The organism is Vibrio sp. 1F255 (assembly GCF_041439145.1).
Classification (GTDB): Bacteria; Pseudomonadota; Gammaproteobacteria; order Enterobacterales; family Vibrionaceae; genus Vibrio; species Vibrio crassostreae_C.
Window position 1 is genome coordinate 79,148 of the sequence record NZ_JBGONQ010000017.1, and the last position, 15,249, is coordinate 94,396.

14 protein-coding genes, 2 pseudogenes and 1 riboswitch are annotated in these 15,249 nt (G+C 45.2%); of the genes and pseudogenes, 13 read left to right on the top strand and 3 right to left on the bottom strand.

Going from position 1 to position 15,249, the window contains the following annotated elements; translation table 11 throughout:
- Positions 1-473 precede the first annotated feature (473 nt).
- The 10 genes and pseudogenes from ACED41_RS11420 to thiM all read left to right on the top strand — a co-directional run bounded on the left by ACED41_RS11420 (position 474) and on the right by thiM (position 9,239).
- The gene (locus tag ACED41_RS11420) at positions 474-1,571 is read left to right on the top strand and encodes an ElyC/SanA/YdcF family protein (protein WP_371724983.1); all 1,098 of its coding nucleotides are present in this window, start codon (positions 474-476) and stop codon (positions 1,569-1,571) included.
- A gap of 107 nt (positions 1,572-1,678) precedes the next feature.
- Positions 1,679-1,930, top strand: a complete 252-nt coding sequence (locus ACED41_RS11425) for a DUF2999 family protein (protein ID WP_004731647.1) — start codon at positions 1,679-1,681, stop codon at positions 1,928-1,930.
- Between the two features lie 245 nt (positions 1,931-2,175).
- Positions 2,176-2,916 carry a helix-turn-helix domain-containing protein gene (locus ACED41_RS11430; protein ID WP_371724984.1) on the top strand — a complete coding sequence of 247 codons (741 nt, stop codon included), beginning with the start codon at positions 2,176-2,178 and terminating at the stop codon, positions 2,914-2,916.
- Positions 2,917-2,993: 77 nt separating this feature from the next.
- Positions 2,994-3,911 (top strand): DMT family transporter, encoded by a 918-nt coding sequence (locus tag ACED41_RS11435; RefSeq protein WP_017061917.1) that lies wholly within the window; start codon positions 2,994-2,996, stop codon positions 3,909-3,911.
- Positions 3,912-4,009: 98 nt separating this feature from the next.
- A riboswitch (TPP riboswitch) is annotated at positions 4,010-4,121 on the top strand.
- Between the two features lie 98 nt (positions 4,122-4,219).
- The gene (gene thiD / locus ACED41_RS11440) at positions 4,220-5,104 is read left to right on the top strand and encodes a bifunctional hydroxymethylpyrimidine kinase/phosphomethylpyrimidine kinase (protein WP_017064402.1); all 885 of its coding nucleotides are present in this window, start codon (positions 4,220-4,222) and stop codon (positions 5,102-5,104) included.
- Positions 5,094-5,852 (top strand): ABC transporter ATP-binding protein, encoded by a 759-nt coding sequence (locus ACED41_RS11445; protein ID WP_371724985.1) that lies wholly within the window; start codon positions 5,094-5,096, stop codon positions 5,850-5,852. The genes thiD and ACED41_RS11445 overlap by 11 nt, the downstream gene beginning before the upstream one ends.
- Positions 5,853-5,925: 73 nt before the next feature.
- Positions 5,926-6,660 (top strand): annotated as a pseudogene (locus ACED41_RS11450) (ABC transporter permease); the annotation flags it as partial.
- A gap of 119 nt (positions 6,661-6,779) precedes the next feature.
- Complete coding sequence (locus ACED41_RS11455; RefSeq protein ID WP_065104608.1) at positions 6,780-7,736, top strand: ABC transporter substrate-binding protein; 957 nt, start codon at positions 6,780-6,782, stop codon at positions 7,734-7,736.
- An 8-nt stretch (positions 7,737-7,744) separates the two neighbouring features.
- On the top strand, positions 7,745-8,425 hold the full coding sequence (gene tenA, locus ACED41_RS11460) for a thiaminase II (RefSeq protein WP_017109110.1): 681 nt from the start codon (positions 7,745-7,747) through the stop codon (positions 8,423-8,425).
- 28 nt (positions 8,426-8,453) lie between these two features.
- Complete coding sequence (gene thiM / locus ACED41_RS11465) at positions 8,454-9,239, top strand: hydroxyethylthiazole kinase (RefSeq protein WP_371724986.1); 786 nt, start codon at positions 8,454-8,456, stop codon at positions 9,237-9,239.
- Positions 9,240-9,377: 138 nt separating this feature from the next.
- Here the strand turns inward: thiM and ACED41_RS11470 are convergent, their stop codons facing one another.
- Positions 9,378-11,321, bottom strand: coding sequence for a methyl-accepting chemotaxis protein (locus tag ACED41_RS11470; protein WP_371724987.1), 1,944 nt, complete (start codon positions 11,319-11,321; stop codon positions 9,378-9,380).
- A 262-nt stretch (positions 11,322-11,583) separates the two neighbouring features.
- On the opposite strand from ACED41_RS11470, the gene thiE reads away from it, so the two are divergent.
- Positions 11,584-12,201 carry a thiamine phosphate synthase gene (thiE, locus tag ACED41_RS11475; protein WP_371724988.1) on the top strand — a complete coding sequence of 206 codons (618 nt, stop codon included), beginning with the start codon at positions 11,584-11,586 and terminating at the stop codon, positions 12,199-12,201.
- Between the two features lie 128 nt (positions 12,202-12,329).
- Here the strand turns inward: thiE and ACED41_RS11480 are convergent, their stop codons facing one another.
- Together ACED41_RS11480 and ACED41_RS11485 are read right to left on the bottom strand one after the other, a co-directional pair.
- Positions 12,330-12,674: a thiamine-phosphate diphosphorylase gene (locus tag ACED41_RS11480; protein ID WP_108166466.1), complete on the bottom strand. Its 345-nt coding sequence runs from the start codon at positions 12,672-12,674 to the stop codon at positions 12,330-12,332.
- A gap of 417 nt (positions 12,675-13,091) precedes the next feature.
- Positions 13,092-13,994, bottom strand: a complete 903-nt coding sequence (locus tag ACED41_RS11485) for a LysR family transcriptional regulator (protein WP_371724989.1) — start codon at positions 13,992-13,994, stop codon at positions 13,092-13,094.
- Between the two features lie 138 nt (positions 13,995-14,132).
- Here ACED41_RS11485 and ACED41_RS11490 point away from each other — a divergent pair, with 138 nt between their 5' ends.
- Together ACED41_RS11490 and ACED41_RS11495 are read left to right on the top strand one after the other, a co-directional pair.
- On the top strand, positions 14,133-14,561 hold the full coding sequence (locus ACED41_RS11490; RefSeq protein WP_371724990.1) for a PACE efflux transporter: 429 nt from the start codon (positions 14,133-14,135) through the stop codon (positions 14,559-14,561).
- Positions 14,562-14,835: 274 nt separating this feature from the next.
- A pseudogene (locus ACED41_RS11495) lies at positions 14,836-15,192 on the top strand (PAS domain S-box protein); the annotation flags it as partial.
- Positions 15,193-15,249 lie beyond the last annotated feature (57 nt).

Below are 15,249 nucleotides of genomic sequence, written 5' to 3' on the forward strand. Positions count from 1 at the left end.
TTATTAAAGCACCACTTGAACGATCGTTCAATGGTTGATTTTGAATTATTTGAAGATCTTCTGACTCGCATTCCAACTCTATGTGTTGAAGACCTCGTTATTTGAGCGAGGGGTAAAATCGCGCGATTCAGTGTGTTGGATTTTAAGTTGTTGAAAAAATGAGCTTAAAGTGGTTTTTTTGATTCGTTGCTTTATGCGGAGTTCGGATTTGTGATGGGTGGTTTTTGGCGGGATAGGGCGTATGAAATCCGCAGTCAGATATTCCAACAAAAACGTTGAGCACTGGTTCAAACCAGAATTATCTGGATGCACAGGCTTATTGGTAAGTTCAAAATCGTGATCTGCTGCCACACCTTATGCAACAAATGAATATAAACGTTAGAGATTAAGGTGTGCTTCACGGTTTTTTAATCTTAGGGACTTACATTGGTGAGCAAATCTGATGTGAACACTTAACGACACAGGATCTTTTCATGAAAAAGAACATTATCGCCCTCGCTCTTGGTGGCATGCTGGCTTTTGGCGCAACACCTTATTCTTTTGCTGCTAACGACGGCGCAGTACAGGCTTCTGCGGATTACGCGCAGTTGGTGACTAAGCGACAAGTTGTCGACCAATTACTTCTTGATGCGTTGCAGGCGTTTAAGTCTCCGGCAAGAATTTCTCACGCGGGCTTTACGGCTAAAATGCCAAGCAACATGGAAATTGTGACTAACCGATTGTTAGAAGCTTACCAACTAGAACCTTACCGTACTGACTTGCTTATCTCGGCAGCGAACGCTCAGATCTACAACAAGAATGCAGAGCGAGCTATTGAGCTGTTTGAACAAGCGCTGACGGTTGCACCAGACGATGTCGACTTGCATGCGTATCTTGCGGTTTGGCAAAGATTTGAAGGCAATGAAAGTGAATCCAACAAGCACATGGATAAACTGGAAAGCCTGAATAAAGGCAAGGCTGAAGACATCAAACGTATTTTTGCAACGGTTGACCGCGTGTTAGAAACACCTCTTAAAGAGTCTGCAGATAAGGGACTGTTGAGCGATCACGGTGCCATCGTCACTTTGGGCTACGCGCTTAACCCTGATGGCTCTATGCATGAAATCTTGATTGAACGTCTTGAAACCACATTAGCAATGTCGAAAGCTAACCCTGATGCGATGATCGTGTTGACGGGCGGAGTGCCAAAGAATCATAAGACTGAAGGTAAGTTAATGGCGGATTGGCTTATCGAGAAAGGGGTAAGCAAAGATCGCATCATCGAAGAGAATTACGCGACCAGCACGGTAGGCAATGCCTTATTCAGTAGCTACGCACTTGCTCGCCATGATATTAAGCACGCGACCATTATTAGCTCGGCAAGCCATGTTCGTCGTGGTCAAACTCTGTTTGAAATCGCTAGCTGGCAAACCGGCCCTCAGGGCATTACTTTTGATACGGTTTCTTACCCAGACAAGCCACTCGCAGATCTTAAGAAGGCGAGTGATGGTGAGCTACTAGGTATCTACCGAGATGCGCTTAGAACCTATGGTATGTGGAGCTACCGCTCTTACCCATTAGAGTCTCGCTAGGCTTAGGGTTACTTCACAGTAGGCAAAGTATAAGTTGCTAGTACAATCGAGCACAGCTAGATGGTATGCTGTGCTCCTACTTAATTTAGTGTTTCAAAGGCAAAAAAATGAACCCGATTTTAGCAATGTTGAAAGAGAACAATATTAGCGACGAGCAGATCAGCGAGCTATTCAAGACGTTGACCGAGAACCCTCTTGCAGCAATGGCGACGATCAGCCAACTTGGCTTACCACAAGATAAACTTCAAATGCTGATGGGCCAGGTAATGCAAAACCCTGCGCTAATCAAAGAAGCAGTTGAAGAGCTTGGCCTAGATTTTTCTAAGGTTGAAGCCGCTAAAGAGCAACTTCAAAAATAATAGAGTCTGAATGAGCGATTTTGTTAGGAAGTGATAGCCGATTCGGTTAACTGTTCTTGAGATTGCGAATTAGACTTGAGTAAAAAGCCGTTTGAGTATCAATACTTAAACGGCTTTTTTGATCCGACTTAGAAAGGCTAGAAAGAGATACGACAAAAATACTAGTCCGATGTGACTCCCTCGCTTAAATCATGTAATTTCTTTTTAACACTCATGTTTCAATAAACTGAATTCCGGCGTTGCTCATGAAATCTAGCCTAAGCATTCGATCTTACACCAAGCAATTTAATACTCATGCCCATGATGGCTACCATCAACTCGTGCTGCCTATTCAAGGGAGTATTAGTATTGAAATGGTGGGATATGTCGGCAAGGTGGCCGTGGGCGAATGCGTGGTGATTCCGGTAACCACAGCGCATGCGTTTAAGGCGGATGAAGCGGCACGCTTTATTGTCGCGGATATGGTGGAGTTACCGCAGCACTTGTTAGAGCATGAGCTCTCGGTTTTCACGATAACGCCACCTTTAATGAGCTTCTTGCTGTTCGTTGAAAAGCAGTTGGAATATCAAGTCGACAGTGGCATTGAGTTATCCATCTTGGATGTATTTTCACTGCTGTTAGAGCAACAAGAAGTCAGCAAGAGCATCGACCCTCGTATTCGAGCGGTCCAAAGGCTCATTGCGGATAATTACGCCCAGCCTCTCTCTATTTCTCAGCTTGCAGAAACGGCTTGCTTGAGCCCCACTCAATTTAAGAAGCGCTTTAAAGAGTGCATTGGAATCAGTGCGCTTAAGTACATCACTCGCTATCGTATGGAGAAAGCTCAAGCCTTGCTTAGCCATACCGATTTACCTGTTCAATTGGTCGCAGAAAATGTGGGTTATAGTGACTTGTCTGCATTCAGTCGACGCTTCTCTCAGCACTTTGGCATGTCTCCAAGGGCGTTTTTGGGCTCGATGAAAGAGAGTCTTCCAAAACAAGAATAGCGTCCTTTTGGCAAACTCAACTTAGTATATGTTCACTATTATCTATTTCAGAAATGAAAATAGACTAGGTAATAGAAATGAATCTTGCCATCAATCGCGTTAACGAATTCCAAACGGGCACTTTAGCCATCGTGTTTGCTTCTGTTTTATGGGGCACGACAGGCACCGCCGCAAGCTTTGCGCCTGATCTCAGCCCATTAGCGATTGGTGCTTTTTCAATGGGCGTCGGCGGATTAATGCAAGCAGTCTTGGCGTATCGAAAGATCTTATCTTCACTTGATAAGCTTTTGCTCAACAAAAAGTTGTTAGCGGCGAGTGCGCTGGCTTTGGCGATCTATCCTCTGGCTTTTTACTCTTCGATGAAGTTATCGGGTGTCGCAATGGGCACAGTGGTGTCGATAGCTACTGCTCCTTTCTTTTCTGCACTTTTAGAGTGTCTTATTAGCAAAAAGAATAATATCAACAAACGTTGGTTAACGAGCTTTGCCATTGGCGTGGTTGGTATTGGGCTACTGGTATTTTCAGAATCATCATCAGCGAATGATTCTGGTGACGATCTGAAGCTTTTGGGCATTGGATTAGGGTTGATTGCTGGGTTGTGTTACGCCATTTATTCATGGGCGACAAAAGCTCTGATAGACGAAGGCATTAAGTCGCAAGCAGCGATGGGCAGCATATTTGGGCTAGGAGCGATGTTGCTACTGCCAACGCTTTGGTTTACGGGGGATAACTTGTTCGCATCGAATACCAATATATTGGTGGTGAGTTACTTGGTGTTACTTCCTCAATGTTTAGGCTATATCGCTTTCAGTTTTGGGCTACGCCATGTCACAGCGAGTAGCGCCAACTTGATTACCTTACTTGAGCCAGTCGTTGCCGCCGTGTTGGCCGTGTGTATTGTGGGTGAGCTTATTCCATTGGTTGGATGGCTAGGTATGTTCTTGATAGTGATGTGTTTATTCATCCAATCTCAGCCAACTAAAAAGCCATTATAAGTATTTGTTAAAACGGGATTAATTGAATTAAATTCATGCGTGATTCTTATAATTGAATAAAATGAGTATCTCAGTTGCGAGAGTGCTGTTACTATCGTTATCAATAGTCGGGGGGCATATACCTTAGTTGGTGTTTGCTGAGATCGTTATTCGAGACCCGTTGAACCTGATTCAGTTAACACTGGCGTAGGGAACTATGATTACTTTGCCTACGTGGTTCAACAATGATCTCTCATTGCTTTCACCTCCACACTCTCTTTGCGGCCAAAGTTCGGTTCTCTTACGTCTTTTAGACAGTAGGAGCGACCATGACACAGCATTCCAATTCTCAAGTATCACCTAACAGCACTCAAACACCAGAAAACCAATCTTCTTCGATCAATACTCCGATTGTTTTGACCATTGCGGGTTCTGACAGTGGTGGTGGCGCGGGCATTCAAGCTGATATTAAAGCCATGTCTGCAACGGGTAGCTTCGCTTGTTCGGTAATTACCGCGATTACATCTCAGAACACCCAAGGCGTGTCCGCTATATTTCCAATCCCACTAGAGCATGTCGCTAGTCAGTTAGATGCAGTGTTTACCGATTTGAATATCGTGGCGGTAAAAGTCGGCATGTTGGCTGATTCGCAAATCATCAAAGTCGTCGCGGACAAAATCAAACAATACCAACCTAAACACTTAGTGATTGACCCTGTGATGGTCGCGACAAGTGGTGATCTGCTGTTAGAAAACTCGGCAATTACGACGTTAAAACAAGAGCTGATTCCGCTGGCAGACATCATTACTCCTAACTTGCCGGAAGGCGCAGCACTAACGGGCAAAGCTGTGCCTGAAAGCGAAGCCGAAATGCAGGATATGATTGAAGACCTGCGTGCACTAGGTGCTAAAGCCGTTCTTCTCAAAGGCGGTCATTTAGAGAAGGATGAGAACAGTAACGACTTACTGATTCTGCCAACCACGTCTGCTTTGATTAGTGCGAAGCGTTTTCCTACCAAAAACACCCACGGTACGGGTTGTACGCTTTCATCTGCTATTGCTTCTTTCTTAGCGCAAGGCAACACGCTGTCAGAGGCTGTTGAGCTAGGCAAACAATACATTTCGCGCGCGATTGCTCATGCTGATGAGTTGCAAGTCGGCCAAGGTCATGGGCCCGTAAATCACTTCTTCGCTGGGCACGGGAATGTCCGTTAATACGGTGGGTGTTCAGCTCAGCAATGCCTCTTTACGTTATAACGACAGTGAGCACGCAACCTTATCGGGTTTGTCGCTTAGCTTAAACGCAGGTAAGTGGACGGTATTGCTAGGTCGAAGTGGCTGCGGGAAAACCACGGTATTGCGTTATCTGGCAGGCTTGTTGGACGACAAGGTGGAGTGGCAGGGAACATTGACAACCTCTGATGAATTGCCTTTAACGGATCGCATCGCTTACATGGCGCAGCAGGATTTGTTACTGCCGTGGCTGTCGGTTATCGACAATGTATGTCTGAGTCATCGTTTTCAAAATTCAGCTTCTGACAAAGCACTGCAAACCAATCAAGCACTCGAGTTGCTCGCTGCGGTTGGTTTGGCTGATTATGCGAATGCGATGCCGGATCAGTTGTCTGGTGGTATGCGTCAACGTGTCGCTTTGGCTCGAACTTTAATGCAAGACAAGCCAGTGGTGCTGATGGATGAGCCGTTCTCTGCGCTGGATGCGGTAACGAGACACAAACTACAGAGCTTAGCGTGTGAGCTGTTGAGAGATAAAACCGTTGTGTTGATCACCCATGATCCACAAGAAGCGGTGCGTTTGGCGGACAATTTGTATGTGTTGCAAGGCACACCTGCGAATGCTCAGTCTTTATCTGTGCCTCTCACATCAACACCACGAGTGCTCGATGGTGAGTGTGCCGAGTTGCAACAAGCGATCTTAGATCAGTTGGAGCGTGATTATGAATGATCTAACGCGAAGTGGAGCTGTAGCTCATTCAACTAACGGACAGGCTGCCACTACACGCCATCGTCAGATGAATCCTGTTGTTCGTTTGCTTATCAGCAGTGCTGTGATTCTCGGTTTATGGCAGTTAGTTGTGGTTGTCTTCGAGATGCCGAGCTTCATTTTGCCAGCGCCTGCAGAAGTCTTTTTAAAGCTGATTGAACGTTACGATGTGTTACTCAAACACACATGGGTGACTGCGCAAGAGGTCCTACTTGGCTTGTTACTCGGATTGTCTATGGGGCTATTTTTCGCTCTGCAGATGTTGATGTTTGATCCGTTAAAACGTTGGTTATTGCCTATCTTAATTGCCAGCCAAGCTATCCCTGTATTTGCGATCGCGCCAGTATTGATGCTGTGGCTTGGTTATGGCATCGCCTCAAAAGTGGTGATGGCGGCGATCATTATCTTCTTCCCAGTAACCACTTGTTGTTACGACGGTCTGCGCAATACACCGACAGGCTATCTCGATCTTGCCAAAACGATGGGTGCATCGAAATGGCAACTGCTGCGTTATATCCAACTGCCTGCTGCGCTGCCAACATTAGCGTCTGGCATTCGTGTGGCGGTGGTTATTGCCCCAATTGGCGCGGTCGTCGGGGAGTGGGTTGGTTCGAGTGAAGGGCTGGGTTATCTAATGCTACAGGCCAATGCACGAATGATCATTGATGAGATGTTTGCTGCCTTGTTTATCTTGGCGGTGCTCTCTATCTCGCTCTACTTCGTTACAGATAAATTACTCAAAAAAGCTATCCCTTGGGAGAACCAATGATGGTTAGCTCAATAACACTTTGTTTAATAAAGCTTCGCTCACGCTATTTATCTCAACAAAACTTCGTTAAAAATTAGCTCTATAAACACAATAATAATATTCAAAAGGAAAGGTTAACTATGAAAAATACCAAATTGGTAGGTGCAGTGGCACTGCTTGCTTCATTGGTTTCAGGTCATGCTCTAGCGGACTCTGAACAAAAGAAACTGACATTGATGTTGGATTGGTTTGTGAACCCGAACCACGGTCCAATCGTGATTGCTCAAGAGCGTGGCTACTTCGCTGACCAAGGCTTAGAGGTTGAAATCCAAGAACCAGCAGACCCAAGCACGCCAGCGAAACTTGTCGCAGCAGGTAAGGTCGATTTAGCGGTAACTTACCAACCAAGTTTAACCATGGATGTGGCAGCGGGTCTTCCTTTAGTTCGTGCATCAACCCTTATCGCGACGCCACTGAACACACTAATGGTACTGGATAACGGCAAGAACGATTCGCTAGCGGATCTGAAAGGCAAGAAGATCGGTATTGCGATTGCGGGTAACGAAGAAGCGACTATCGGCACTATGTTAGCGCAAGAAAATGTTGCATTTACAGATGTGCAAACCATCAATGTCGGTTGGGCACTTTCATCTTCATTGGCATCGGGCAAGGTAGACGCAATCTGGGGTGGCTTACGTAACTTCGAGACCAACCAGTTAGCACTTGAAGGTTTTAAAGCGAAAGCATTCTTCCCAGAAGAGCACGGCGTACCCGCTTACGACGAGCTTATCTTTGTTGCGAACGCAAAGAAACACGATGATGAAGCGATCAAAGCGTTCAACAAAGCATTGGAACAAGCAACGACTTACATTGTGAACCACCCACAAGAGTCATGGAGTGAGTTTGTGGCGTATTCACCAGATACGTTGAATAACGAGCTTAACCAACGCGCATGGAACGACACATTGACTCGCTTTGCACTTCGCCCTTCTGCTGTAGATATGAAGCGTTACGACGATTACGCACAGTTCATGTTCGACAAAGGCATTATCAAATCACTACCAAAAGCCGCTGATTACGTACCGACTTTTGACTAAGGAATCTCATGAAATACCAAGACTTAATCCAAGCCTGTCAACAAGATTGGCAAGACTACACCGAGCATGATTTTGTTAAAACGCTGGCAAACGGCACACTCGCTCAGCCGTGTTTTCTGCATTACTTGAAGCAAGATTTTCTGTTTTTAAAGCAGTATGCCCGCGCTTATGCATTGGCAATTTACAAGGCTAAAACCTTGGCTGATATGCGTCGTGCACTGCCAAGTGTTCATGCGTTGCTAGATTCTGAAATCTCTCACCATGTGACTTACTGTGGTCAGTGGGGGTTAACCGAATCTGACCTAGAAAACGAACCGGAAGATTTCGGTACGGTGGCTTACACGCGCTACGTTCTGGATGCAGGCATGACGGGTGATCTTGTTGACTTATATGCGGCACTGGCTCCGTGTTCAATTGGTTACGCTGTGATTGGTAAAGCGCTGTTAGAAAGCAGCGATACTGTATTAGAAGGCAACCCATACGCAAGCTGGCTGCAGCTTTACGGCGGTGAAGAATTCCAGTCTGGCGTGGCGACGGGCGCGGAATACTTCAATCAACTGCTTGCTGAAATTGATATCAACAGCGAGCGCGGTCAGAACATCGTTCATATCTTCAAAACCGCAACACGTATGGAAGTGGCTTTTTGGCAGCAAGGTCTGAATGCACTTAATGACTCAACAGCGGCTTAAAGCGACTTTTACGAATAAGGATTAATCCATGCTAACTGAACAAATCATCCAATCGCTGCGCGCAGTAAGAGAGCAAAAACCGTTGGTTGTGAACATCACCAACTACGTCGTGATGAACAATACGGCCAATGCGTTATTGGCGATTGGCGCTTCGCCTATTATGGCGCACTCACAGCAAGAGCTGGCAGAGATGATGTCTTTCTCTGGTGCTTTGGTGATTAACATCGGCACGCTCGACAGTGTTTGGACGCCAAGAATGTGTTTTGCTGTTGAGCAAGCGAACGCGAACAACAAGGTTGTGGTTCTTGACCCTGTGGGTTGTGGGGCAAGTACGTTGCGTACCGAGACTTCTCGTGAAATTGCACGCTTAGCCGATAAGTTGATCATTCGTGGTAACGCGTCTGAGATTATCGCGTTAGCGGGCGAGCAAGCGCAGAGCAAAGGCGTTGATGCGCTAGATAGCAGTGATGCCGCACTAGGCGCAGCGCAATGCTTAGTCGCTGAATACGGTGCGAATGTGGTGATTTCTGGTGAGACGGATTACGTTGTCACTCAAGACAGCGTTGTGACGTTAAACAATGGCCACCCAATGATGCCGTATGTGACGGGCATGGGTTGTACGCTAACAGCGCTGACGGGAGCTTTCGCTGCAGTCGGTGATGACAGTGGTTTGGCTGCTGCAGCTGTGTTGGGTGTGGTTGGCGAAATCGCGGCTGAGAACTCACGCGGCCCAGGTAGCTTGCAGATGAACTTACTCGATGAGCTGTATCAGCTAGATGAAGAGACACTGATTCAACGTTTGAAGATTCAGTAGATTCAATCTAGATCTGCATTCGTAGCTTATTAAAAAGCCCTCAACACATATGTGTTGAGGGCTTTTCTATTATTGCTTCAAAACCGTATTAACTATCTCGTCGCGTTAGCTATCCCGTTATATGAGAAATTGGCTTCGTTAGGTTCTAAATCGATTTACTTGGCTCTCTAGATGATGAGCAACCTCGGTTAAGTCACTCGCGGCACCAGAAATGCTGCTGACTGACTCTTGGTTACTTTGTGCGATGGTGTTTGCACCTTGTGCATTCTCACCCAATGATTTGGTCAGACAATCTTGCTCATCGACAGATACTGCGATCTGGCTGTTGGCCTGATTCAAATCTTGGATGTGTTGGTTAATCACATGCAGGTTCTGAGAGGCTTGTTGTGCCTGAGTCGAAGCATCTGAAACCGTACTGTGGCTCTCTTTGATCGACTCTAACGCATCTTTAGCGCCACGTTGTAACGAGGTGATGAGTTCGTCAATCTGACTCGCAGAATCTTGAGTGCGCTTAGCGAGCGTTCTCACTTCATCGGCTACCACGGCAAACCCACGGCCTTGCTCACCCGCACGTGCGGCTTCAATGGCAGCGTTCAATGCCAGTAGGTTGGTTTGTTCAGAAACGCCTTTAATTACTTCAAGAATGGCACCAATGTTCATCGACTCTTTGTGTAGGTCAGTCACTTTTTGGCTGCTGACCTGCATGCTTTCATCGGCGCTGCCAATTTCATGCAGTGTTTTGTCTACTTCTTTGAGTCCCATTGCCACATTCTCGGTTGCTTGGTTAGCAACTTGAGACGCGTGGTTAGCACTTGCAGCAATTTCTGAAGTGCTGGAAGCCAATTGATCAACGGCAGAAGAGATATTGATCATTTCACTGTTCAATTGTGTTGCGTTGGTCGAGCTGTTGTTTGTCACTTGATTGAGTGACTCCGACATCTCACCAATACGCACGCTAGAGCGGTTCACTTGGCCAACAATATCGCGCAGAGATTCAATGGTGATCTCCATATTAGTCAGCAGTTCACCAATCTCATTTTTGCTCTCAATGTTCACTTCCACATTCAGGTTGCCCTGAGAAAGCTCATTGGTGATCTGTTTAACTTGTGCGATGCCTTTGGTGATAGAGCGAGTCACCAAAACGGCGCTCGTCATGCCAATAACTAAAGCGACACCCGTTAGCAAGAAGATGATTTGAACTGAGCGTTTTTCACTGGCTTGCAGTACCGGCGTGAGCGCTTGTTTCTGTTGCTCGAGAATACTTTGAGCATCCGCGACCGCAATCGCTAAGCTGTCACCAATAGAGGCAAGGCTAGCGGTTCTTTGAGTGTTCTCAAGCATCTGTTGATGAACTTGCTCAAAGCCTTTTGCATACGCTTCACGTTGGTTTGAGAAGTCTTCAATCAGCTCACTTTGATAAGGCGATGATTTGAGAGATTCAATATCGCCTTCAATACCTGGTAGCGCGTATTCAAAGATATCTTTACCCGCTTCATAGGTTTTGAGGTCATTGTTGTTTGAATAACTGAGTACAGTGATCTTGGCTGCGAGGAAATTCTCCATCAACATGCCCGCGTATAAGCTCGCGTTTGGATCATTGTTATTGTAAGACTCATACAACAAACTTTGAGCAGCTTTCAGTGCGTTGGTTTCTCGTTGGACCATCTCCACGTTCACTAACTGGTCAATGAGCAGTTGGCTCTGTTTCATTGATCCATAAGCCACATCAAACGCCGCAACGCTGTCTTGCACTAATTGCAGGCTCGACAAGCTATCAGTATTGGTGGTGGTTTGGATTAAGTTGTTCAGCAGTTCATCAATCGCAAGTTTGCTCGATTGATAATTCGCTTCGTATTGATCATCCAATGACTCTAAGTAACGTTCAGAAGCTAAACGCATCTGAAGAAAGTGCACTTGAATGTTGCTAGATAATGTCGCTTTTTGGCTGAGCTCACTGTATTGGCTAAAGCCGTTCGACAAGGTTTGGATACCTTTGTAACTCACAAAGCCTGAAATGACGAAAAAGAGCAAGCAGATGGCATAACCCAGCTTGATCTTGAGCGCTATAGAAAGGTGGCGCATAACTATCCCTATATTTACCTGATTCCTTCACAGCGGAGTATTTCATAAAACAGCGTTCTGGGCATGCTTGAAGTGAATACTTTGTGTAATAAGTAACGCTTTAGTTAAAAAGTTCAGGTTTTTCGGCATGCTTTCAACGAGTTGCGTATTTGATGGTTCGTGTGTAATTGAGCTAATTTAGTATTAACTTCCATGCACATGATGCGATTTGTCGGTAAAATAGTACAACGCCAATTTTAGACATCGACTCCAAAGGTACGAAATGAACCCTTATAAGCTCTATTTAGTAACGGATGACCAACAAGATTTAGAAACGCTTAAGTTTGTGGTTGAACAAGCGGTCGCGGGTGGCGTCACTATGGTTCAAGTAAGAGAGAAACATGGGGATGTAAGAGCCTTCATTGAACGAGCACAAGCCGTAAAGTCGATTTTGGTTGGCTCAGGTGTTCCGCTGATCATCAATGACCGAGTGGACGTTGCATTGGCTGTCGACGCCGATGGTTTGCACTTAGGGCAATCGGATATGCCTGCAGAGTTAGCACGTCAGTTGATTGGTCCGGATAAGATTCTTGGGCTATCGATTGAAACTGAGCAGCAGCTACAAGATTCCGATAGCTTGCCGATCGATTACATTGGCCTCAGTGCGCTTTTTGCCACACCGACCAAGACGAATCTAAAGAAGCATTGGGGCTATGAAGGCATTGAAATGGCTTTGGAAACAACGAAGTTGCCGATTGTGGGTATTGGTGGAATTAACGAATCGAACATCCCGCAGTTAGTTGAGAGCGGTATTCATGGGTTAGCATTGGTATCTGCGATATGTCACGCTGAAGATCCAAAACAAGCGACGCGGGATCTGTTGTCTCTGATGGGAGAGTGAAGGGATTATAGACTAGAAAACAAATGAGGTTAACCATTTGTTTTCTAGTTAAAGAACAGGCTAATAGAAAGGCTAAATTGGCCTATCGCTTGAGCTTTTAAGACAATTTATTTAATACACAGTTTGGTTTACTGAGCGCATAAAGCAACAGTACCGATGATCATAATAACGATCGCGGCATACCAGCCGTATTGTGCGGTCTTATCAGCAACAAACACCTTAATATAGTTGAGCTCTTCATGCGCCATTGCGATGAAGTCTGTGTAGTTAATCGATAACTCACGGCTGGCTTCTTTCAAGTCTTGCTGAAGTTTGTTGAAAGCCTCATCGATGAAGCCTTTTGTTTCTGAAACAGACGGAGTAGCAGCCAAAGTTAGGCTATTCCAAACCGCCATACGCGATTCATATTCGCTTTCACTGACACAATTAAGTACGCGTAAATCATACTCTCGTTTGTTACGCTCTTTACCCATTTTCTCAGGGCAAATATTTCTTAAAACGTTCACGACAAATTTTCCAAAAGGTTCATTTAGATATAAAAAAGCACTCGAAGAGCGCTCATAAACTGGGTGCGAATCAATATTCAAAAGTGATCTATTTGAAACCGGCATAAGCGACTGTAAGACAGAGCGTTTATCTGGGAGATTTGAAGTTGGGTCAGTGGTGTTAAAGAGCGATTTGGGTTTGTCGATATCAGTTTGATAAGACAAACCCTTTGGGATCGCAGTGTAGTTAGGTCACTTTTGGACATCAACTAAGGTGTTTTATCCACACGACAAAGATATTTATCGGCACGAAAAGCTGAAATGAGGTAGTGCTGGAGAAAACACCACCGTCATTGACTTAGGATTCAGTTGCTGAAATAGGCTGAACTCAAGAATTGGGGGAGATTAGTTAGCTTGCCATTGATTGTTCTCTAATGAGTGGCCTTTTAGTTTTTCAAGTAAACTTGTTAACACTGGGCCATTGATATGGCTGCGAGACACTAAGCAACCCACTGGAGTAATCCAACCACCATGCTCGTGTGAGACAGGTAACGCCACAAGTACGCCTTTTTGAATGCCTTCCATCACCATCATTTCAGGCACATTTGCCCAGCCAACGTTCTGTTCAACGAGATCGATGATCGTTTTGTGGTTGTTGGTATACCAAAGCATCGAGCTAATACCGTAGGTGAACCACAGTTCGCGCTGCTTTGAACTGCGATGCACACATTGGCGGTAACGCTTTAGATCTGAGTCTTGTACTACCGACATTTGGCTGAGTTCGTGGGTGGCGGAGCTAACCGTAAGAAAGCGGGCTTGGCCCAGTAAGAAGAAGTCCATATCCACTTTAAGTTCACCATCCGCATAGATGATGCCAATCTGCGCTTTGCCACGTCTCACCAGGTCTTCCACATCGAAGGTTGAGGTCGTAATAATATCGAAGTGCGTGATTGGGAACTGATCGGCCAGTGAGCTGATTATCTTAATGAAATTCTTATCTATGATGCTTTCATCAACCGCAATGATCAGTTCGTGCTCATCTTCTTGTGTGAGCGATTCTACTTTTTGGTCGAAGTACTTTTGTTGGTCGAGAATCGACTTAGCCACAGGCAATAACGCTTTACCTGTGTTGGTCAAAACGGGGATGTTTTTCTCTCGGTTAAACAGCTCTTGGTCGATGGCTATTTCGAGATTCGCTATCGATTGGCTGACTCCAGACTGAGCGCGTTTCAGTTTGCGAGCGGCGGCAGAGAAAGAGCCACTTTCACACACGGTGACGAAGACTTTTAGTTGCTCAAAACTGTACATGTTACCTCTCGCTCAATACCAAATGGGATGATAATGCTCAGGCTATCACTAATCGTGATGGCTGTTAACTTTCTCTTATTATTTCAGGTGACATAATCTCGACCAATCCAACACGTAATAGATTATTTAGAGGAATGTATGAGTACGTTAGAAAGAGTGTTTCACTCTGTGTTATTTGAAGTATTGGCCGTAACACTATCAATTATAGGCTTAGCGATATTTACTGATCATGATGTGAATGCCTTATCAGGAACCATGATAGTTGTTGCGACCATCGCGATGATTTGGAACTACTGTTTCAACCGCATTTTTGATCGCTACTTCACGGGTGAAAAATCAAAGCGTTCGCTCAAGTTACGTGTTTTTCATGTCGTGCTATTTGAGGCAGGCTTGCTGGTGGCGACGATCCCAGTTATGGCTTACTTACTTGATGTGGGGATTTGGCAGGCATTTTTAATGGATATCGGCGTGACCATTTTTATTACCATTTACGCGTTTGTGTTTAATCTGATTTATGACCATGTTCGAGCATTCTGGGTACGCAGAGGGGAGCTAGCCGTTCAGTAATCTACCAAGTCAGTAAACACGAGCTTGGCCACTAACCGTTTGTTTATTCGTTATTTTGACGGAGATATTCGGTTAGTAGGCCTAGGTAACCCGGCACTGGTTGGCATTCAAAGTGGCGGTCTCGAATCTTTTCAATCTCTTCCGCTTAATAGTTAGTGTAACCCTATGCACTTATTGTTCGATATGTAATTTGAATTTGTATGTGTCGTAAAATGGTAAATATCTTAATTAAAACTTAGCCATCATAGTCATTCGCCCATCACCAGAGCAAACTATGAACAAGTTAAGTTATGACCGAAAAATGCCGCTATACGTGGTGTCTGCACTTGTCCTCAATATGGCATTTAGCTTGTGGTTGCTGAGTATTGCTTCTACGCCAGCCATGTTTTTTTCGGTGTGTGCGTTGTTTTTACTTAGCACTCTTATTACCGCACGCCTTTATCGACATGAAATGGCTCAAAGCAAGAATAACTTGTCGGAAGCGATCATTGATGGTGTCGCAGGTTTTATTGTCCTCGATAGTCAATTGAGGGTCATACAAGTGAATCAACAATTCTCTCGGGTTTCAGGTTATGCCTTTGACCAAGTCGAATCTCGTCCGATTTCTGATCTCTGTTTTATGAATAACAGCAGGGCTTTGTTGCGTAATTAAATTTAAAGATAGAACAACCCCGTTTCGCGTATTTCT